The sequence below is a fragment of the Streptomyces achromogenes subsp. achromogenes genome, from assembly GCF_000720835.1.
Taxonomy (GTDB): domain Bacteria; phylum Actinomycetota; class Actinomycetes; order Streptomycetales; family Streptomycetaceae; genus Streptomyces; species Streptomyces achromogenes.
In genome coordinates, this window is the sequence record NZ_JODT01000005.1 from 86,462 (window position 1) to 104,965 (window position 18,504).

Here is an 18,504-nt window from a genome sequence, read left to right on the forward strand (position 1 = left end):
TCACTGGCCGGCCAGGCCGGTGTGGGCCACGCCCCGCACGATCTGGCTCTGGAAGAAGACGAAGACGATGATCAGCGGGAGTCCCGCGATCAGGCCGCCGGCCATCAGCTGGGGCCAGACGATGCCGAACGCGTTCTGCACGGTGGCGATGCCGTTGGGCATGGTCATCAGGTCGGGGTTGTTGGTCACCATGTACGGCCACAGGAAGTTGTTCCAGGACGCGATGAAGGTGAAGATCCCGACCGCGGACAGCGAGGGCTTGGACAGGGGCAGCACGATGGTGAAGAAGATCCGCCAGCGGCCGGCGCCGTCGATGAACGCGGCCTCCTCCAGCTCCCGGGGCAGGCCCTGGAAGAACTTGTAGAGGATGTAGACCTTGGCGGCCGGGGCGCACTGGGGCAGGATCATGCCCCAGTAGGTGTCGACCATGCCGAGCGACTGGACCGTGGTGAACAGCGGGACACCGAGGATCGCCGGGGAGAACATCAGGCCGGCCATGGTCAGGCCCATCAGGGCGCCCTTGCCGCGGAACTCGGTGCGGGCGAAGCCGTATCCGGCGAGGGAGGCGACCAGCAGCACGATCACCGTGACGCACACGGAGACGACGACGGAGTTCACGAACCAGTTGGGGATGTCGCCCGCCTTCAGGACCTCCTTCCAGGAGTCCAGGGTGACGTGCTCGGGTATCCAGTGCGGCGAGGTGACGGACTCCGTCGGGGACTTCAGGGAGGTGGACAGGGCCCAGGCCAGGGGGGCGAGCCAGATCAGGGAGAGGGTCGCGGCGACGGCCGTGAGCGCGATCTGGGCGGGGGGCCAGCGGCGGGCGGAGCGGGTGGTCATCGGGTGGCCTCCTCGCGGCCCTTCAGCAGCCACATCCGGGCGAGTGCCACGGCCGCGACGATGACGAACAGGACGAAGGAGATCGCGGAGGCGTAGCCCACGCGGTAGGTGGTGAAGCCCTGTTCGAGGGTGTACTGGACGAAGGTGCGCGTCGTTTCCTCCGGTCCGGGGCCGAACTGGTACATGACCACGGCCTGGTCGAAGACCTGGAGCGAGGCGAGGACCTGGAGGGCGACGACCAGGCCGGTGATGGAGCGCAGGTTGGGCACGGTGATGTACAGCATCCGCTGGAGGGCGTTCGCGCCGTCGAGTTCGGCGGCCTCGTACAGGTGCTGCGGGATGTTCTGCAGGGCGGCCAGGTAGAGCAGGAAGGAGAAGCCGACCGTCCACCACAGGGTGGCGACCACGACGGCGAGCATGGCCGTGGACTTCTGGGTGAGCCAGGGGGTGTCCAGGCCGAGGACGTGGTTGACCATGCCGTTGGTGGGCTGGAACAGCCACCACCACAGGTTGCCCACGACGGCCGAGGGCAGCAGGAAGGGCGCGAAGAAGCACAGCCGCCACAGCCACTTGAAGTGCGTGGTGTGGTGGGCGATCAGGGCCATCAGCAGGGCCACGAGGACGATCAGCGGGACGACGTACAGCGTGAACTGGGTGCTGTGCCACAGGGAGTCCCATACGAGCGGGTCCCGCAGCGCCTCGCGGTAGTTGGCGAGGCCGACGAAGCCGGAGTGGTCGCCGGAGATGTTGGCGTCCGTGAAGCTGAGGTAGAGCCCGCGGACGACGGGCAGGATGACGAACAGCCCGTAGAGGACGAGGAACGGGGCGACGAACCAGCCGCCGTGCTGGAGGCGGCGGGACCAGCGCAGCCGGGCGGAGTCGGCGCCGGCGCCGGTGCGGGGGCGGGCCGTGCGGCCGGCCGTGGTCAGGGCCGTGCTGCTCATGCGGCGGCTCCCTTCAGTTCCTGGGCGGCGGTGCGCCCGGTCATCGGGTTCTTCGCCGCGAGCAGCCGCTCCAGCAGGTTCTTCATGCGGCGGGCCGCCTTGCCGGGGGCGGTGGAGCCGAGGTTGGAGGAGGCGATGACCGGGCCGAGGCGCTGGGCGAGGATGCCGGTGGAGCCCGCGAACCAGATGTGCGGCTCGTTGGCCTGGTGGTCCATGGCGGGCCGGGAGTATTCGTTCTGCGGGGCCAGCTCGCGGTAGCCGGGGTCCTGGAAGGTGGGCAGGTAGGCGGGGATGTGGCCGCCGAGGGCCCAGGTGGTGGCGTGGGTGACCATGTAGGCGGCGAGCCGGTAGGCGCCCTCGTCGGCGGGGCCGCCGCGGCCGGCCTGGTGGGGCAGGACGAAGGAGTGGGACTCGGCGTGGGTGGCCGGGGTGCCGAAGACCGGGGGGAGCGGCTGGGCGCCGAAGTCGACCTTCTCGCCGGTGAAGTAGGGCACCGACCAGTTGCCCTCCCAGGTGAAGGGGGAGCCGGCGAGGAACGCCTCGGCGTCGGTCTCGCCCGGGGTGACGTAGCCGTCGGTGACGTGCTTGCGGAAGAACTCCAGGACCCGGGTGGCCTTGTCGGTGTCGAAGGTGAGGTCGGTCTGGGCGGCGTCGAAGTAGGTGCCGCCGAGCTGCTGGTAGAAGGCGACGAAGAACCACCAGCAGAAGTTCTGGTCGTTGGCGTGCAGGCCGAGGGTCTGCTGCCCCTTCTTCAGCTGCTTCCTGGCCTCCTTCAGGACGGCGAACCAGTCGTCGGTGGAGGTGGCGGCGGGCAGCCGGCCGGCGGAGTCCAGCAGTCCGGCCCTGCGGCACACGTCCTTGCGGTAGAAGCAGAGCTGGACGTGGATGTCCAGGGGCAGGGCGTAGAGCTCGCCGTCGACGACGCCGCGCTTCCACAGCACCGGGTTGAAGTCCGCTTCGCGGACCCCGTACTCGGCCAGCAGGCCGGTGTCCCAGGGGTCGAGGAGGCGGCCGGGGGCGAAGCCGGGGACGCGGCCCTGGTGCATGACGGCGAGGTCGGGGGCGCGGTTGCCGGCGGCGGCCATGGCGAGCTTGGTGTAGTAGGGGCCGCCCCAGGTGAGGGTGGAGTCCTTCACCGCGGTGCCGGGGTGCGTCCTGCGGAACGCGTCGACCATGGCGACCTGGTTGGCGCCGTCACCGCCCTGGAAGAGGTTCCAGTAGCGCACGCGGGTGCGGGTGCCGCTGGCGAGCGCGTCGGCCCCGCTGCCGAGGGCGGCGAAACCGAGGCTCGCGGCCGTCACCAACCCGCCCGCGGCGCCGAGGAAGTGCCTGCGGTTCAGGCCAGGTTGTCCCATACCTTGCCCCTACGTTCGATATGCCGAATGGTGCCCGTAACTTCGAACGGGACCGTAGATTCCCCGCGCGTGCGCGTCAATGGGTTGGACAAAGGTCATAGATTGTTTTGTGTTGAACGATGCTCGGGGGGAACGCATGACGCGGGCACATCCGTGCGCGTACGCTCGGACCAGCCATGACCGGGCCGGACACGGTACGAAGGGGGGCCGATGGGCATCGCGGGCGCGCGACAGCGGCTGACCGGGGTCGCCTCCCGGCTGCTGCGCCCGCGCACCGGTCCGGCGATGCGCACCCTGGCCGGCGACCTCGCCACCGCCGTCCGCGCCCGGCCTCAGGCACCGCGTGACATACGGCAGTTGTGCCACGCGCTGTGCGAGGAGATGACCGCGCTGCGCGCCGGACGGCCGGTCGAGCTGCGGTTCGAGCGGTTCCCGGACGAGATCGAGGTGACCGGGCTGTGGGTCGAGTTCGCCGACTTCGACCTGATCATCGTGGAGGAGCGGGCCGAGGACGTGCAGCAACTGGTCATCCTGGGGCACGAACTGTGGCATCTGCACGCCGGCCACCGCCACCACCACCTGGCCGGGGCCGCCGCGGCCCGCGCCCTCGCCGACGCCCCCGGCTGGCGGGAGGCGGCCCTGACGGTGGCCGCCCGCAACGGCTCCCGGGAGACCGACGAGGCCGAGGCGGACCACTTCGGGCACCGCCTGGCCACCCTGTTCCGCGGCCACCTGTCCGGGGCCCGGTCCGCCCCGCCGGACCCCGTCCAGCGCTCCCTCGGCTACCGCGGACGCGAACGGGCGGGCGGCCCGGAAGGGCGCGCCGAACGTACGGGCGGTCCGGACGGGCGCGCCGCGGCGGCGGCGGACCGGCGGTCCGGGAAGGGGGGAGCCGCGCGGTGAGACCGCCTGGCTTCCTCTGCGAGCTCTCCGTCTCCTTCTGGATCCCCGCGGCCGTGCTCGTCACCGCCCTGGCGATCAAACTGCCCTCGATCATCCGGCTGTGGCGCGACCCGCTGCTGCGCGCGGTCGGCACCCTGCTGCTGCTCGCCTGCGCGGTGTTCGTCTTCAGCGCGCCGTCCACCGTCGCCCAGGTCAACCGGCTGGCCGGCGTGCCCAACATCTCGGCGCCCTGGTGCTACTCGCTGATCACCGCGCTGTGCGCCAACGGCCTGCTGCTGCTCATCACCTGGCGCAACGGCCCCTGCGGCCGCCCGGCCGGCACCCGCCGCGCCCGGCGCTGGGTGCTCTCGGTGTACTCCGGCGTGATCGTCGCCCTGTGGGTGCTGTTCCCGCTGGCCGACACCCCCGTGGAGCGGCTGCGAGACCTGGACACCTACTACGCGGCCACGCCGTTCGTCCGCGAGGGCATCCTGCTCTACCTCCTCGCGCACGCCGTGGCCTGCCTGGTCAGCTCCCGGCTGATCCGGGCCTGGGTGCGGGTGCCGGGCCTGGACGCCTGGCTGCGCCGGGGCCTCAGGCTGCTGGGCGCCGGGTACGCGCTGGACCTGGTGTACAGCGCGGCCAAGCTGACCGCCGTCGGGGCGCGCTGGGCCGGGCGGAACGCGGACTGGCTGAGCACCGACCTGGCGCCGGCCGTGGCCGCCGTCGCCGCGATCCTCGTGGCCGCCGGGTTCGTCCTGCCGCACACCGGACAGTATCTGCGCGACCGGTGGCGCATCCGGCTCGCGCACTGCGAACTGCGGCCGCTGTACCGGCTGTTGCGCTCGGCGAGCGGGGCGGGGCTGCCGTTCGTGCTGCGTGCCACGCCCGAACTGCGGCTCACCCGGCGCGAGACGTTCATCCGGGACGTGCTGCTGCCGCTGGCCCGGCGCATCGACACCGGGCTGGGCGGGCGCGCGTACGACGCGGCGCTCGGGCTCGGTCATCCGCCCGAGCGGGCCCGGGCACTGGCGGCGGCGGTGTGCGTGCTGGACGCCGTCGAGACGCGGTCGCGTGCGCGGCCCGGACCGGGTGACGGCGGGGCCGACACGGCCGATCTGCTGCGGGAGATCGGGGCCGTGTCGCGCGCGCTGCGGAGACCGGCCGACATCGAGGCGGTGCGGGCCCGGGTGGCGGGGGGCCGGGTGGAGACGCGGGTGTGAAAGCGGCAGCGCCCTCGGCCCGCGGACCTCAGCCCTCGAACGCCGGCTGGGGCAGGCCCTTGCCCGCGTTCGGCACCACCAGCAGGGAGCCCGACAGGGGGTGCGGGGCGGCCAGGCCCGTGCGGGCCGTGGTGATGTAGAGGTCGGTCAGGGCGGGGCCGCCGAAGGCGCAGGCCGTGGTCCGGGGGGTGGGCAGGGAGATGACGCGGTCCAGTGTGCCGTCGGGCGTGTAGCGGCGGACCGCCCCGCCGTCCCACAGGGCCACCCAGACGCAGCCGTCGGCGTCGACCGTGAGGCCGTCCGGGTAGCCCGCGCCCTCCTCGATCTCCACCAGCGGGCGGCGGTCGCGGATGCCCTCGGCGTCGTAGTCGAACACGTCCACGCGGCGCGTCGGGGTGTCGACGTAGTACATGAGGCGGCCGTCGGGGCTCCAGCCGGTGCCGTTGCTGACCGTGACGTCGGCCAGCACCGTCCGCGCGGTGCCGTCGCCGGTGACCCGGGACAGCGTGCCGCCGCCGACCCCCTCGTCGTAGCGCATCGTGCCCGCCCACAGGGAGCCGTCCGGGGCCACCGCGGCGTCGTTCCCGCGGCGGCCCGGGACCGGCTCGTGGTGCAGCCAGCGGAACGTGCCGTCGGGGTCCAGCAGGCCGACGCCGTCCCGCAGGTTGAGCACCAGGCCGCCGCCCGCGCGGGGCTTGGCGGCGCCGATGTGCTGGGGTGTCGTACGCACCGTGCGGCGGCCGGTCACCGGGTCGTAGGTGTGCAGCCGCATGCCCAGGATGTCCAGCCAGAGGAGGCTGCCGGTCGCCGGGTCCCAGGTCGGGCCCTCGCCGAGCGTCGCCTCCGCCGCCACCGCCACCTCGTACGCCGTCATGCCGCGCTCCTGTGTCCCAGCCGCTCCGACAGTTCCGCCGCGCCCTTGGCGGCCAGCTGCTCCAGCTCGGCTCGGCGCTCGTCGCTCCAGCGAATCATAGGGACGGAGATGGACAGCGCGGCGACAACCTGGCCGGTGCGGTCGCGGACCGGCGCGGCGACGCAGGAGACGTCGGGGTTGGACTCGCGGCTCTCCACCGCGATCCCGCGCTCCCGGATCTCCGCCAGGGCCTGCCGCAGCGCGGCCGGCTCGGTGATGCTGTTCGGCGTCATCGCGGCCAGCTCGGCGTCGTCGGGGATCCGCGCGGCCAGCTCCGGCCCGGGCAGCGAGGCCAGCAGCATCTTGCCGACCGAGGTGCAGTGGGCGGGCAGCCGGCGGCCGGCGGCGGAGACCATGCGGACCGCGTGGGTGGAGTCGACCTTGGCGATGTAGATGACGTCGGTGCCCTCCAGGATGGCCACGTGCACCGTCTCGTCACAGGTCTCGGCGACCGAGCGGGCCACCTGCTGGCCCTCGGCGGCGAGGTCGAGCTGCTCGGCGTAGCGGCTGCCGAGCTGGTACGGGCGCACGCCGAGCCGGTACCGTCCGGGCTGGCCGGGTACGGGCACGATGTACGACCGTGCGGCGAGCGTGGTGACCAGCTCGTGCACGGTGGTACGCGGCAGCTGGAGCCTGCGCACGATGTCGGGGGCGGAGAGCGTCCCGTCCCCGTCGAGGAACAGCTCAAGAATGTCGAGAGCCCGGGTCACGGCAGGCACGAGGCGTCCCACGTCCGGCCCCCTCCCTTGGGTGTTGGCGCCCGTCGCGATATCCGGGTCGGAATGTTCGAGATATCAACAGGCGATCGGCATGACGAACACAGGCTAGTCAGGGATGGTTGCGCGGGCAATGGGCGGGGCCGGGCACGATGGAGCCCATGGACCTCGACTTCCAGCTGGTGCTGCTGCGCCGCATGGCCGACCACAACCCGGACCTCGTGGATCAGGCGCGGCGGCGGCTCGGCGCGTCGGCGGCGGACATGCGGGAGGCCAGCAAGCGGTGGCAGGCGATGGTCCGCTCGCCGCGGGGCCGGGGCGCCGCCGCCCGGTACCGGGCCGTCCTCGGCGCCCCCGAGTCCGTGGCGCCGCGCCGGATCGGCGACCTGGACTGCGAGGCCCGGCGGTGGGCCCTGCCGCTCTGGCCGGACCTGCGGTTCGAGGTGCTGGCCGGGCCGGACGGCGGGGTGTGGCACGCGTGGCTGGTACGGGCGCCGGACGCGCCGGGTCCGCGCCTTGCCACCCTGGAGGACCTGACGCCCTGGTCGTGCACGGTGGACGAGGCCGCCCGCGCCTTCGCCCCCGCCCGGCCGCTCCCGGGCACGGCCCCCACCCGGTCGGCCCTGGCCCTCACCGCCCCGGACCACGACGGCGTACGGCACGAGCTGGTCGCCGAGTTCACCTGGGGGCTGCTCCAGCGGACGGCCGTCGTCGGCTGAGCCGGCCGCCGGGGTTCACCGCCCCGGCGGCCGGCCCTCACCGTCCGGCCTAGGCGTCGAAGCCGGTCGCGCGGGTCTGCTTCTCCCACTCGGTGACCTCGGCGCGGACCTGGTCGAGGTGGCCCAGGACCGCGCTCACCCCGTCGTCGCCCAGCGGCAGCCGCAGCGGGGTCCGCTCGGCCGCCAGCGCGGCCAGGATGACCGCCGCCGCCTTCGCCGGGTCGCCGGGCTGGGTGCCGTCGCTGCCGGAGATGAACCCGCGGGTCTCACTGACCTTGGTGTACACCCCGCTGTCGGGGCTGGCCCCGGCCCGTCCGTCGCCGAACAGGGAGGTCCGGAACGCGCCCGGCTCCACGATCAGCACCTTGATGCCGAAGTCCGCCACCTCGTCGGCGAGCGCCTCGGAGATGCCCTCCAGCGCGAACTTGGTGCCGCTGTACGCCCCGAAGCCCGCGAAGGACATCTGCCCGCCCATGCTGCTCATCTGCACGATCGCGCCCGAGCGCCGCTCGCGCATGTGCGGCAGCACCGCCCGCACCAGGGCGGTCGGCCCGAAGACGTGCAGCTCGAACAGGTCGCGCAGTTCCCGCTCCGTGGTCTCCTCGACCGCGCCGACGTGGGTGCGGCCCGCGTTGTTGACCAGCACGTCGATCCGGCCGTGCCGGGCCACGACGTCCGCGACCGCCGCCTCGGTCGCGGCGCCGTCCGTCACGTCGAGGCGCAGCGCCTCCACCTTGCCCGGGTGGGCGGCCACCAGGTCCTCGAGCGCCTCCGGGCGGCGGGCCGCGCCGACCACCAGGTCACCGGCGGCGACGGCGGCCTCCGTGATCGCCCGGCCGAAACCGCTGCTCGCCCCGGTCACCAGCCATACCTTGGACATGCAACTCCCCCATCGCTACGTGATCTTGACGGGCACAGCCTGCGGTACGGGCCCCTGCGGCGTCCAGCCTCGCCGGTCAACTGTCCGTCAGCCGGACGGAGTTCCGCCGCCCTGGGCCGCCCGGAGGATCGCCTCCGTCACGCGGGGCAGGGACTGCGGGTGCAGCCCGAGGAACAGGTTGGGTTCGACCAGCTCCAGTTCCATCAGGCGGGGTTCGCCGTCGTCGCCGTCGACCAGGTCCACCCGCGCGTACAGCAGCTCGGGCGTACCAGGCACGGCGGCCAACGCCCGCTCCGCGACGGCCAGTTCGGCGGGGCTGGGCTGCCAGCGCTCCAGGCCGGGGTGGGCGACCTTGTCGGCGTCGTAGGGGGTGCCGGGGGACAGCACGGCGCCCTTGCGGCTGGCGTGCAGCAGCCGTCCGCCGAAGAACTGCAGGGCCCGCTCCCCGCGCACGTCGATGCCGGGCATGTACGGCTGCACCATCGCGGTGAAGCCCTCGGCGTGCATCCGGGCGAGCTGCCGCAGCGCGGTGTCGTGCTCGGCGGGGGTGTAGCGGGCGGCGAACCGGGCGCCCGCGCCCGAGGTCGGTTTGACGACGAACTCGTGGCCGGTGGGCAGGGCGGCCGTCTCGCCGGGGGCTATATAGCGGGTGGGGACGGTGGGCACTCCGGCCGCCGCCAGCTCGCCGAGGTAGCGCTTGTCGGTGTTCCAGCGCACGACGGGGGCCGGGTTGGCCAGCCGGGTCAGGGCCGCGGTGCGCTCCACCCAGGCGGCGAACTCGGCGGCCCGCCAGCTGTAGTCCCAGGTCGAGCGGATGACCACGAGGTCGTAGCCGGCCCAGTCGGCCGCCGGGTCGTCCCAGTGCCGGGCCTCCGCGTCGGCGCCGGCGTCCCTCAGCGCCCGCACCAGGACCGGCAGATCGGTGTCCCTGCCGGGTTCGGGGCCGGGGTCGTAGGTGGCGAGGGCGATACGGGGCACGGCGGGACTCCCTGTCGTACGCGGGTTCGATGAGGGGTGCGGTGGCGAGGCTAACAAGGGCCGCCACAAGGCGTTCCGCTGGTGTAGGAAGGGTGCTGTCGTCCCGGCAGCCGGCCGTCGCCGGCAGTAAGGAGTGCGCCGCGTGTCCCCTCTCTTCCCCGCCCTGGCGGACGGTCCCCGCGAGGCGGCTGCCCTGCGCTTCGGGCCCAGGACCCTGACGTACGGCGCTCTCGCGGGTGCCGCGGGTGCCCTCGCCGCCCGGCTTCAGGGGGCGGGCCGGGTCGCGGTGTGGGCGGTGCCGGAGCTGGAGACCGCCGTCGCGGTGACCGGCGCGCTGCTCGCCGGGGTGGCCGCGGTGCCGCTCAACCCGAAGTCGGGCGAGAAGGAACTCGGGCACATCCTCACCGACAGCGCGCCGTCCCTGGTCCTCGCCCCGCCGGGCGCCGAACTGCCGGCGGTCCTGGCCGGCTTGCCCCGCGTCGACGTGGACGCGTCCGCCACCGGCCCGCTGCCCGGGGAGCGGGCGGCGGACGGCGACCCGGCGCTGATCGTGTACACCTCCGGCACCACCGGCCCGCCCAAGGGCGCCGTGCTGCCCCGCCGGGCCCTCGCCACCACCCTGGACGCGCTCGCCGACGCCTGGCAGTGGACCGGGGACGACGTGCTGGTGCACGGGCTGCCGCTGTTCCATGTGCACGGGCTGGTGCTGGGCGTGCTGGGCCCGCTGCGGCGCGGCGGCGAGGTACGGCACCTGGGCCGGTTCTCCCCCGAGGGCGTGGCCCGCGAGCTGAACGACGGCGCGTCCATGCTGTTCGGGGTGCCGACGATGTACCACCGGATCGCCGAGGCGCTGTCCGGCGACGCGGAGCTGGCCGGGGCGCTGGCGCGGGCCCGGCTGCTGGTCTCGGGCTCGGCCGCGCTGCCGGTGCACGACCACGAGCGGATCGCGGCGGCCACCGGCCGGCGGGTGATCGAGCGCTACGGCATGACCGAGACGCTGATGAACACCAGCGTGCGGGCCGACGGCGAGGCGCGGGCCGGCACGGTCGGGGTGCCGCTGCCGGGCGTCGAGCTGCGCCTGGTGGAGGAGGACGGCACGGAGCTGACCGCCTGGGACGGGGAGAGCGTCGGCGAGATCCAGGTGCGCGGCCCGAACCTGTTCACCGAGTATCTGAACCGGCCCGACGCCACCGCCGCCGCGTTCACCGCCGACGGCTTCTTCCGCACCGGGGACATGGCCGTACGGGAGCCCGACGGCTATGTCCGCATCGTCGGGCGCAAGGCCACCGACCTGATCAAGAGCGGCGGCTACAAGATCGGGGCCGGGGAGATCGAGAACGCGCTGCTGGAGCATCCGGGCGTGCGGGAGGCGGCGGTCACCGGGGAGCCGGACGCCGACCTGGGCGAGCGGATCGTGGCCTGGATCGTCCCGGCGGACCCCGGGTCCCCGCCCGGCGCCGAGGAGTTGGCGGACCACGTGGCCCGGCGGCTGGCCCCGCACAAGCGCCCCCGCGTCGTCCGCTACCTGGACGCGCTGCCCCGCAACGACATGGGCAAGATCATGAAGCGGGCCCTGGCCGATGCCTGAGCGGCGCTCGGCGCGTCAGGTGCTGGCGCTGCTGGCCGACCCCGGCAGCTTCCGTGAACTCTCCGCGCCCGCCGGGGAGTCGGCGCCGGACGGCCCGCTGGGCTGGCGGGGCTACGACGCCTCGCGGGCCCGCGCCGCCGAGCGCACCGGCGAGGCCGAGTCGGTCGTCTGCGGCACCGCGCGCGTCGCGGGCACCGACGCCGTGCTGATCGCCTTCGAGTTCGGCTTCCTCGGCGGCTCGCTGGGCGAACGCACCGGGGACCGGCTGGTGGCGGCCCACGCCCACGCCCGCGCGCACCGGCTGCCGGTGGTGCCGCTGATCGCGACCGGCGGCAGCCGGATGCAGGAGGGCATGCTCGCGCTCACCCAGCTCCAGCGGGTGGCCCGCGAGTCGGCGCTCACCCGGCGGGCGGGGCTGCCGCAGATCGCGGTGCTGAGGGACCCGACGACCGGCGGCGGCTGGGCCACGCTCGGCGCGGGCGCGGACGTGGTGCTGGCCCTGCCCGGCGCCCAGGTGGGCTTCGCCGGCTCCCGGGTCCGCCCGCCGGACGCCGACCCGGCCGCGTACACGGCGGAGGCGCAGGTGGCGGCGGGCTCGGCGGACGCGGTGGTGGCGCCGGACCGGCTGAAGGAGGTGCTCGGCACCTGGCTGCGGCTGCTGACGGCCCCGGCCGCCGGGGCACCCGTGCCCGAGGCGCTGGGCGCGGCCGGTCCGCCCGCCACCGGGTGGGCGGCCGTCACGGCCGCCCGGGACCCACGGCGGCCCCGGGCGGGCGCCTACCTGGACAGCCTCTTCGACCGCCGGGTGCTGATCAGCGGCGACCGGTGCGGCGGCACGGACCCCGACGGGATGCTGTGCGGGTTCGGCGAACGGGACGGCCGGAGCGTGGCGTTCGCGGCGCAGACCGGGACGGCGACCCGGCCCGCCGGGTACCGCACCGCCGCCCGGCTGATCCGGCTCGCGGACCGGCTCGGCGTCCCCGTGCTGACGCTGGTGGACACCCCGGGCGCCGCGAACGGCGCGGACGCGGAACGGCAGGGGGCCGGGGCCGCGATCGCCGAGGTGTTCCAGGCGGTGGCCGACGCCCGGGTGCCGCTCGCGACCCTGGTGATCGGCGAGGGCGGCTCCGGCGGGGCGCTGGCGCTGGCCGCGCCGGGCAACACCTGGGCCACCCCGGACAGTTACTTCTCGGTGATCGCGCCCGAACTCGCGGCGGCGATCCTCAAGCGCCCGCCGGAGCAGGTGGAGGCGACCGCCGGCCAGTTGCGCATCCGGCCGCAGGACCTGGTGGAGCTGGGGGTGGTCCGGGGCATCGTGGGACCCGCGCACCACCCCCGTCCTCCGGCTACCCGACGGCCGCCGCCCGGATGATCTCCTGGGTGACCGAACCGCCCCGGTCGTCGCGGGCGAAGGCGCGCAGGGACAGGTGGGCGGTGCCGCGCGGCACGGTGAGCGTGCCGTGCCAGGAGGCGCCCCGGCCGGCGGTCAGCGGGACCGTACGCCAGGTGGTGCCGTCGTCGTACGACACCTCCAGCCGGCCGCCGCCGAGCCGGCCGGTGCCGGTCGCGCCCGCCACGTACTCGGCGGCGATCCCGACCGGCACGCGCCGGCCCGCGGGCACCCGGCCGGCCAGGTCTGTACCGAGGTCGAAGGCGAGGTCGACCAGCGGCAGATACGTCCAGCGGTCCTCCGGGGTGGCCGCCGACCGGAAGGTCCACTCGGTGTGGCCGCGGGTGGCGACGGGCCACCGGGCGGCGTCCAGGGCGGTGTCGGTGACGACCTTGTAGGCGTGCTCGTCGGCGGGCGCGCCGGAGACGTGGACGGCGGAGCTCGTGCTCTCGTCCACGAGGGTGCCGTCCAGGTGGACGGCGGTGGTCTGGCGCAGTCCGCTGTCGTCGCTCCACACGTCGCCGAAGCCGGTGTGGTCGGGCCCGGAGTCGCCCCAGCCGGGCGTGTTGAACCGGAGCTGGTCACCGGCGCGCTGCTGTCCCCAGCCGAGTCCGGTGCCCAGCCAGGGGTGCCACACCGGGCGGAACCAGTCCAGCTCCGGCCGGGTGCCCCCGGTGTAGCGGACCAGCCCGCCGCGCTCCTCCAGCGCGCCGTCGCGGACGGTGACCGACTCGTGCCACAGCTGGCCGGGGCCGGTGGAGACGTAGTCGGTGCGTTCGGCGGGCAGCGAGACGCGCTCCTGGAAGCCGATGCCGAGGGGGAAGGTGCCGGTGAGGGAGTAGCGGAACTCTCCGCCGGAGGTGGGTTCGGCCGCGTGGAACCTCACGTGCACGGCCGCGAGCCGAGGTGTGTACGTGAGGTCCCGGTCCGGGATCGCGCCCGGGTGGCCCTCGGACAGGTCGTAGACGTACGGCGAGTCGGGCGTGCCGGTCATGTCGGCCCGGCCCGCGGCGCGCAGCCGGGCGGCGTCGGCGCGGTTCAGGGTGGCGATCGTCAGCGGCCGGTCGGTGTTGTCGTCCGTGCCCCACCAGGCCATCAGCCGGCCGGGCGTGTCGTCCGTGACGAACAGGGCCTTGGCGCCCGCGTCCTGGGCTGCCCGCGCGAGCGCGGCCGGGTCGGCGCCGGGGGCGAGGCGGGCGAGGACGGCCTTGCCGGACACGCCGGTCAGGGGGCCGTCGCCGACGTCGGCCAGCGGCAGCCGGGTGCGGCCCTCGGCGAGGGTGCCGCCGGGCTGGACGGTGGCCTCGGTGACGCCCTTCACCTCCAGCAGCGGCTTGGCCAGCCGCCACACGGTGCGGTACTCGAAGGTGCCCTCGGTGACCTTCGGGGTGGGCGCGGCGAAGACGCTGTCGTAGGCGAGGGGGACCTGGACCGCGCCGAACAGGTCGGCGCCGTTCGCCTGGCGGTCGTACTCCATCAGCAGCTGGCGGGTCTCGGTGCGCCGGTCCACGGCGGCGCTGACCTCGCGCAGCTCCCGGCCGTCCAGGGTGACGTCCCGGTCGTGGTCCAGGCGGATCTCGGGGGCGGTGAGGAAGCCGAGGCCGAGGGAGTCGGCGCCGTGGCCGCCGCGTACGTCGAGGAAGGTGGCGAGGGTGTAGGTGCCCGGCTCCAGGCGCAGCCGGAGGGTGCCGGAGTCACCGACGTGCGCGGGCCGGGCGTCCTCTCCCCCGGCGAGCCGCTGCACGGTGAGGTCGGCGGGCACGGGGGCGCCGTCGCGGTCCTTCACATGGACGGTGAGCGTGTACCGCTCCTCCTCCTTGACCAGGCCGAACACGGTGTGCGCGAGGGGGGTGCCGTCCTCGGCGGCGGCCACGACCTGTCCGCTGGTCTCGCCGACGGGCGCCCGGGTGGCGTCGCCGGTGACGGTGGTGGACGCGGTGGAGTGCGCGGGCACGGTGAGGGTGTCCCGGGCGAGAGTGACCACGCCGTCGGGGGCGCCCTTCACGGACAGCCTCAGCCGCACGTCGGCGTCGGAGGTGTTGCGGTAGGTGAGGGTACGGGTCACGGGCCGGCCGGTGTCGTAGGGCCAGCGGTGGAAGCCCAGGTCGGCGCTGCCGGTGGCGGTGAGGCCGGCCCGTACCGCGTCCGGGACGCTGACCCGGCCCGCGCCCAGGACGTAGGCGGAGGTGTCGAGCTGCCGGGACGTGGACAGCAGCGCGTCCTTCAGCTCGGCGCCGCTCCAGTCGGGGTGCCGCTCCGCGAGCAGCGCGGCCACCCCGGCGACCTGCGGGGTCGCCATCGACGTACCGCTCATGGAGGTGTAGTCGCCGGTGCCGGGGGCGAGCCGGGAGCGGGCGGCGAGGATGTCGACGCCGGGTGCGGCCAGGTCCGGCTTGAGGGCGTTGTCGCCGGGGCGGGGTCCGGCGGAGGTGAAGGAGGCGGGCCGGTCGGCGGAGTCGACCGCGCCGACGGTCAGGGCGGCGTCGGCGGCACCGGGCGAGCCGATCGCGGAGGGCGCGCCGGTGTTGCCGGCGGCGACCACGAACAGGGCCCCGGTCTCCATCGACAGGGTGTTCACCGCCTGGGCCATCGGGTCGGTGCCGTCGCTCGGCTCGGGGGATCCGAGGCTCATGGAGACGATCCGGGCCCGCACGTCCCGGGCCGCCCACTCCATCCCGGCGATGATCTGCGACTCGCTGCCCGAGCCCTGGTCGCTCAGCACCTTGCCGACGGCGAGGGTGGCGCCCGGCGCGACCCCCCGCTCCGTGCCGTCGGAGGCGGCGCCGCTGCCGCCGACGGTGGAGGTGACATGGGTGCCGTGCCCGTTGCGGTCGGCCACCTCCTCCCCCTCGATGAAGCTCCGGCCGGCGCTCACCCGGCCGGCCAGGTCCGGATGGCCGAGGTCGGCGCCGGTGTCCAGGACGGCGACGGTGACGCCCTTGCCGGTCAGCCCCGCGTCCCAGGCCGCCGCCGTGCCGATCTGGGCGTTGCTGTGGGCGAGGTCGGCCGTCACCCGCCCGTCCAGCCACACCTTGCCGATGCCCGCGCCCTGGGTGAACGACCGCCAGAAGGTACGGTCCCGGCCCGCGGCCAGGGCGGCCCCGCGCAGGCTGGGCAGCGCCCGCGTGCGCTTCGCCCCGGCCGGGACGGCGGCCCGGACGCCCTTGCCGTAGGTCACGATCAGCGGCAGCGTGTCCGCCCGGGCGTCGGTGAGCTGCTGCCGGATCAGCCCGGTGACGTCGAACAGCCGCCGGTCCAGGGTGCCGGCCCGCAGGTACGGCAGCGCCTCGTCCGGTACGACGGTCAGGTGCCCGCCGGTCCGCTGGGTGCGGACGGCACCGGTGGCGCCCCGGGGCCGCCGCACGGTGACGGTCTGCCGGCCGCCTCCGAGGTCGGTGACGGTCACCCGGTCGCCGGTGACCAGGGTGACGGTCGCGGGGGCGGCGGCGCCCCGGGCGGGCGCGGCGGCGGGGGCCGCCCGGGCGACCGCGGGGCCGGCCGGGAGCAGGGCGCTCACCAGCGCCGCCGCCAGCAGTGCCGTGCCGCGTCTGACGGGTCCTGTGCTCATCCACGCCTCATCTCGTAGGGGTCGCGCGTGACATGTGCCGGTACGAGTGTGAGCCGGGCGCGACGGCACGGGAGTTGACCACCGCTGACGGGAAGCCGCCCTGGCGGGTTCTCGCCGGCATGGCCCGGCCGTTCGCCGCCCACCGCCCGCTCCCGCCACGCGCGTCAACCGGCGTGACGCGCCAAGCACCGTCCGTACCATGGGGCTTGCACGAGCAGCGCACGGAACAAGGGGGAGCGAGCGGCGCCATGGACGACGGACTGCTGGAGTTCAGAACCGAGGACGGCGCGCTCGTCGTGGTGGACGGCGGCACCGCCAGATCGGGCGCCCGCCTCGTCTCGCGCGGCGACGGCCCGGCGCAGGCCGCGCGCACCTTCGAGGGCGCGCTGGACAACGTACGGGCGGCAGCGGCGGCGGCGCTGCGGGTCTTCCGGGACGGCAGCCTGCGCCCCGACGCGGTGGAGATCGAGTTCGGCGTACGGCTGTCCGCCGAGGCCGGTGCGGTCATCGCCAAGGGCTCGGCCGAGGGCCACCTGGTGGTCAAGCTCAGCTGGTCCCCGGAGCGGGCCGGCACGGCGCCCGCCGAACCGGCGCCCGCCGTGCCGGGGCAGAGCGCGCCGGGGCAGAACGCGCCGACCACGGCGGTGCCGGGCCGGAGCGCGTCGGCCCCGGAGCCCGGGAGCCGGTGATGCGCGGCCCCGCCTGGCAGGCCCGGGTCGTCTGCGGCGACGTGGTGGGGGCCGGCTTCCTGGTGACCGGCCGCCTGGTGCTGACCTGCGCCCATGTCGTCCGCAAGCGCGGCCGGGCCCCGGTGACGGTCGGCTTCCCGCACGCCCGGGAGCTGGGCGAGGTGTCCGCCACGGTCGTCGCCCACGGCGGCTGGGCGGGCGCGGACACCGACCCCGGCGACGTGGCCGTCCTCGAACTCGCGGTGGAGCACGACATCCCGCTCGCCCCGGCCCGGTTCGCCCCGCACGACACCGCGTACACCGAGCCGTACCCCAAACTGGTCTCCTACGGTTTCCCCGAGCACTACGACGAGGGCACCCTCGCCGAATACCAGGCCGTCTCGGCGCAGTTGATCGCCGGCGAGTGGCTGGAGCTGGTGACGTGGCACGGCCACGGGCAGCCGATCGTGGAGGGCTTCAGCGGGGCGGCGGCGACGCTGCCGGACGGCAGGGTGGCGGGCATGGTCACCGCCGCCCTGGGGACGTCACCGGAGGTGCGCAAGGGCCGGATGCTGCCGCTGGACGTGCTGGCCCGGTACTGGCCCGACCTGGCCGAGCTGGTGCCCGCAGCGGGCCTCGGGGACGACGACCGGCGGCGGCTGTACGACCTGCTGCGCCGGGCCGCCGCCGACCCCGGCGGCGGGTACGACCCCAACCGGCTGTACGTGGACGCGGTGGGCCCCTTCGGGCCGCCCCTGCCCCCGGGCGGCTTCCCCTCCCTGCGGGCGGCGGCCGACTACGTGCGCTGGGAGGTCCCGGACCCTCACGCGCTGCCGCGGTTCGCCGACCGGCTCGGCACCCTCCTCGGCGGGCGGCCGGCGTTACCGGGCCGGGCGGCGCCTGACCCGGTGACCGCGCAGGCCGGGCCCGCCTGGTCGCCGGTCGTCGTGGAGATCGACCACAGCGGCGCCGGCCCCGACCAGGTGACCGTGGAGGTGTCCGCGTACCGCGACGGCCGGCGCCGGCCGGTGGGCGCCCACCGGCTCCCCCGCACCGGGGTACGGGCCTACGTCCAGAGCCGTATCGACGAGGCCGTCGCCCATCTCGCCCCGGACGCCGACGAGCTGGTGACGTTCGTGCTGCCGCGCGAGTGGCTCAACGAGGCGGTGGCGCACTGGGAGTGCGGCGCGGACGACAGTACGCCGCTGGGCTGCGCCTATCCCCTGGTGGTGACCGACCGCGCTCGTCACCACAGCGGGCGGCTGCGCCACCAGCTGCGCAAGAAGTGGCAGAAGCTGGACACCGGCGGCGGGGTCGAGGTGCACCGCGTGGAGTGCGGCACCCGGGAGCGCCCGCCGAGCCTGCGCAAGAGGCTGTGGGACGGCGACGCCCGGCTGGCGGGGTTCGCCGCCCCGCCCACGGCGGCCCGCCCGCTGTTCGAGGTCGGCCTCAACGTGCCCGTACCGGTCCTGCTGTGGCCCCGGACCGGCACTCCCTGCGCCGTGCACGAGGACGCGCCGCGCGCCGAGACCGTACGTACGGACCCGCCGGGCGGCGGGAGCCCCGGGAGCCCGGACCCGGACGCGTCCTGCCCCGGCGCCGCGTTCCTGGACCAGCTCACCGCCTCCGTCGCCGACGTGCCGCCCGCCGAACTCCCCCGGCACGTCATGTCGTTGCGGCTGACCGCGGAGGCCGCCGACGAGCCCGAGCGGCACTGGGCGCGCCACCTCCAGCTGCTGTGGGACGACCCGCGCTGCTTCCCCGAGACCGGCGCGAGCCTGCACTCGCCCGTCGCCTGACCGCCCGCACACCCGACCGTCCCCACGGAGAAGAAGAGCCC

The 18,504-nt window shown here is 75.1% G+C and carries 15 protein-coding genes; 7 read left to right on the forward strand and 8 right to left on the reverse strand.

Annotated elements, in window-relative coordinates:
* From IH25_RS0106800 to IH25_RS0106810, 3 genes are read right to left on the reverse strand one after another with little or no spacing between them, the layout of a single operon-like run.
* Positions 1–840 carry a carbohydrate ABC transporter permease gene (locus IH25_RS0106800; protein WP_030604634.1) on the reverse strand — a complete coding sequence of 280 codons (840 nt, stop codon included), beginning with the start codon at positions 838–840 and terminating at the stop codon, positions 1–3.
* Entirely contained in the window at positions 837–1,784 is a 948-nt protein-coding gene (locus IH25_RS0106805; RefSeq protein ID WP_030604637.1) for a carbohydrate ABC transporter permease, read from the reverse strand. The genes IH25_RS0106800 and IH25_RS0106805 overlap by 4 nt, the downstream gene beginning before the upstream one ends.
* Positions 1,781–3,139, reverse strand: coding sequence for an extracellular solute-binding protein (locus IH25_RS0106810; RefSeq protein ID WP_030604641.1), 1,359 nt, complete (start codon positions 3,137–3,139; stop codon positions 1,781–1,783). Before IH25_RS0106810 ends, IH25_RS0106805 begins: the two co-directional genes overlap by 4 nt.
* A gap of 210 nt (positions 3,140–3,349) precedes the next feature.
* On the opposite strand from IH25_RS0106810, the gene IH25_RS0106815 reads away from it, so the two are divergent.
* On the forward strand, positions 3,350–4,042 hold the full coding sequence (locus IH25_RS0106815) for a toxin-antitoxin system, toxin component family protein (RefSeq protein WP_245172717.1): 693 nt from the start codon (positions 3,350–3,352) through the stop codon (positions 4,040–4,042).
* A complete protein-coding gene (locus IH25_RS0106820; protein ID WP_030604649.1) occupies positions 4,039–5,244 on the forward strand; it encodes an MAB_1171c family putative transporter in 1,206 nt (401 codons plus the stop codon). Before IH25_RS0106815 ends, IH25_RS0106820 begins: the two co-directional genes overlap by 4 nt.
* Before the next feature lie 28 nt (positions 5,245–5,272).
* On the opposite strand, the gene IH25_RS0106825 is transcribed toward IH25_RS0106820, so the two are convergent.
* A complete protein-coding gene (locus tag IH25_RS0106825; protein ID WP_030604651.1) occupies positions 5,273–6,118 on the reverse strand; it encodes an SMP-30/gluconolactonase/LRE family protein in 846 nt (281 codons plus the stop codon).
* Positions 6,115–6,888 carry an IclR family transcriptional regulator gene (locus IH25_RS0106830; protein ID WP_030604653.1) on the reverse strand — a complete coding sequence of 258 codons (774 nt, stop codon included), beginning with the start codon at positions 6,886–6,888 and terminating at the stop codon, positions 6,115–6,117. Before IH25_RS0106830 ends, IH25_RS0106825 begins: the two co-directional genes overlap by 4 nt.
* A gap of 146 nt (positions 6,889–7,034) precedes the next feature.
* Between IH25_RS0106830 and IH25_RS0106835 the strand changes: the two genes are divergently transcribed.
* Positions 7,035–7,592 (forward strand): hypothetical protein, encoded by a 558-nt coding sequence (locus tag IH25_RS0106835; RefSeq protein WP_245172718.1) that lies wholly within the window; start codon positions 7,035–7,037, stop codon positions 7,590–7,592.
* 49 nt (positions 7,593–7,641) lie between these two features.
* On the opposite strand, the gene IH25_RS0106840 is transcribed toward IH25_RS0106835, so the two are convergent.
* Positions 7,642–8,472, reverse strand: coding sequence for an oxidoreductase (locus IH25_RS0106840; protein ID WP_030604661.1), 831 nt, complete (start codon positions 8,470–8,472; stop codon positions 7,642–7,644).
* A gap of 87 nt (positions 8,473–8,559) precedes the next feature.
* Positions 8,560–9,450: an ATP-grasp domain-containing protein gene (locus IH25_RS0106845; RefSeq protein ID WP_030604664.1), complete on the reverse strand. Its 891-nt coding sequence runs from the start codon at positions 9,448–9,450 to the stop codon at positions 8,560–8,562.
* Positions 9,451–9,592: 142 nt separating this feature from the next.
* Here IH25_RS0106845 and IH25_RS0106850 point away from each other — a divergent pair, with 142 nt between their 5' ends.
* On the forward strand, positions 9,593–11,038 hold the full coding sequence (locus IH25_RS0106850; RefSeq protein ID WP_030604667.1) for an acyl-CoA synthetase: 1,446 nt from the start codon (positions 9,593–9,595) through the stop codon (positions 11,036–11,038).
* Positions 11,031–12,410 (forward strand): carboxyl transferase domain-containing protein, encoded by a 1,380-nt coding sequence (locus tag IH25_RS0106855; protein WP_030604670.1) that lies wholly within the window; start codon positions 11,031–11,033, stop codon positions 12,408–12,410. The genes IH25_RS0106850 and IH25_RS0106855 overlap by 8 nt, the downstream gene beginning before the upstream one ends.
* On the opposite strand, the gene IH25_RS0106860 is transcribed toward IH25_RS0106855, so the two are convergent.
* Positions 12,385–15,996: a S8 family serine peptidase gene (locus IH25_RS0106860; RefSeq protein ID WP_030604673.1), complete on the reverse strand. Its 3,612-nt coding sequence runs from the start codon at positions 15,994–15,996 to the stop codon at positions 12,385–12,387. The genes IH25_RS0106855 and IH25_RS0106860 overlap by 26 nt on opposite strands.
* 248 nt (positions 15,997–16,244) lie before the next feature.
* On the opposite strand from IH25_RS0106860, the gene IH25_RS37405 reads away from it, so the two are divergent.
* Both IH25_RS37405 and IH25_RS0106870 read left to right on the forward strand, forming a co-directional pair.
* Positions 16,245–16,685, forward strand: a complete 441-nt coding sequence (locus tag IH25_RS37405; RefSeq protein ID WP_051753809.1) for a CU044_2847 family protein — start codon at positions 16,245–16,247, stop codon at positions 16,683–16,685.
* Positions 16,685–18,463 (forward strand): VMAP-C domain-containing protein, encoded by a 1,779-nt coding sequence (locus IH25_RS0106870; RefSeq protein WP_030604679.1) that lies wholly within the window; start codon positions 16,685–16,687, stop codon positions 18,461–18,463. The genes IH25_RS37405 and IH25_RS0106870 overlap by 1 nt, the downstream gene beginning before the upstream one ends.
* Positions 18,464–18,504: the final 41 nt, after the last annotated feature.

What these genes read in the sequence shown, in the direction of transcription:
- IH25_RS0106800 (WP_030604634.1), bottom strand. Translation starts at nt 840, where the DNA reads ATGACCACCCGCTCCGCCCGCCGCTGGCCCCCCGCCCAGATCGCGCTC.
- IH25_RS0106870 (WP_030604679.1), top strand. Translation starts at nt 16,685, where the DNA reads ATGCGCGGCCCCGCCTGGCAGGCCCGGGTCGTCTGCGGCGACGTGGTG.
- IH25_RS0106825 (WP_030604651.1), bottom strand. Translation starts at nt 6,118, where the DNA reads ATGACGGCGTACGAGGTGGCGGTGGCGGCGGAGGCGACGCTCGGCGAG.
- IH25_RS37405 (WP_051753809.1), top strand. Translation starts at nt 16,245, where the DNA reads ATGGACGACGGACTGCTGGAGTTCAGAACCGAGGACGGCGCGCTCGTC.
- IH25_RS0106840 (WP_030604661.1), bottom strand. Translation starts at nt 8,472, where the DNA reads ATGTCCAAGGTATGGCTGGTGACCGGGGCGAGCAGCGGTTTCGGCCGG.
- IH25_RS0106815 (WP_245172717.1), top strand. Translation starts at nt 3,350, where the DNA reads ATGGGCATCGCGGGCGCGCGACAGCGGCTGACCGGGGTCGCCTCCCGG.
- IH25_RS0106805 (WP_030604637.1), bottom strand. Translation starts at nt 1,784, where the DNA reads ATGAGCAGCACGGCCCTGACCACGGCCGGCCGCACGGCCCGCCCCCGC.
- IH25_RS0106835 (WP_245172718.1), top strand. Translation starts at nt 7,035, where the DNA reads ATGGACCTCGACTTCCAGCTGGTGCTGCTGCGCCGCATGGCCGACCAC.
- IH25_RS0106860 (WP_030604673.1), bottom strand. Translation starts at nt 15,996, where the DNA reads ATGAGCACAGGACCCGTCAGACGCGGCACGGCACTGCTGGCGGCGGCG.
- IH25_RS0106810 (WP_030604641.1), bottom strand. Translation starts at nt 3,139, where the DNA reads ATGGGACAACCTGGCCTGAACCGCAGGCACTTCCTCGGCGCCGCGGGC.
- IH25_RS0106855 (WP_030604670.1), top strand. Translation starts at nt 11,031, where the DNA reads ATGCCTGAGCGGCGCTCGGCGCGTCAGGTGCTGGCGCTGCTGGCCGAC.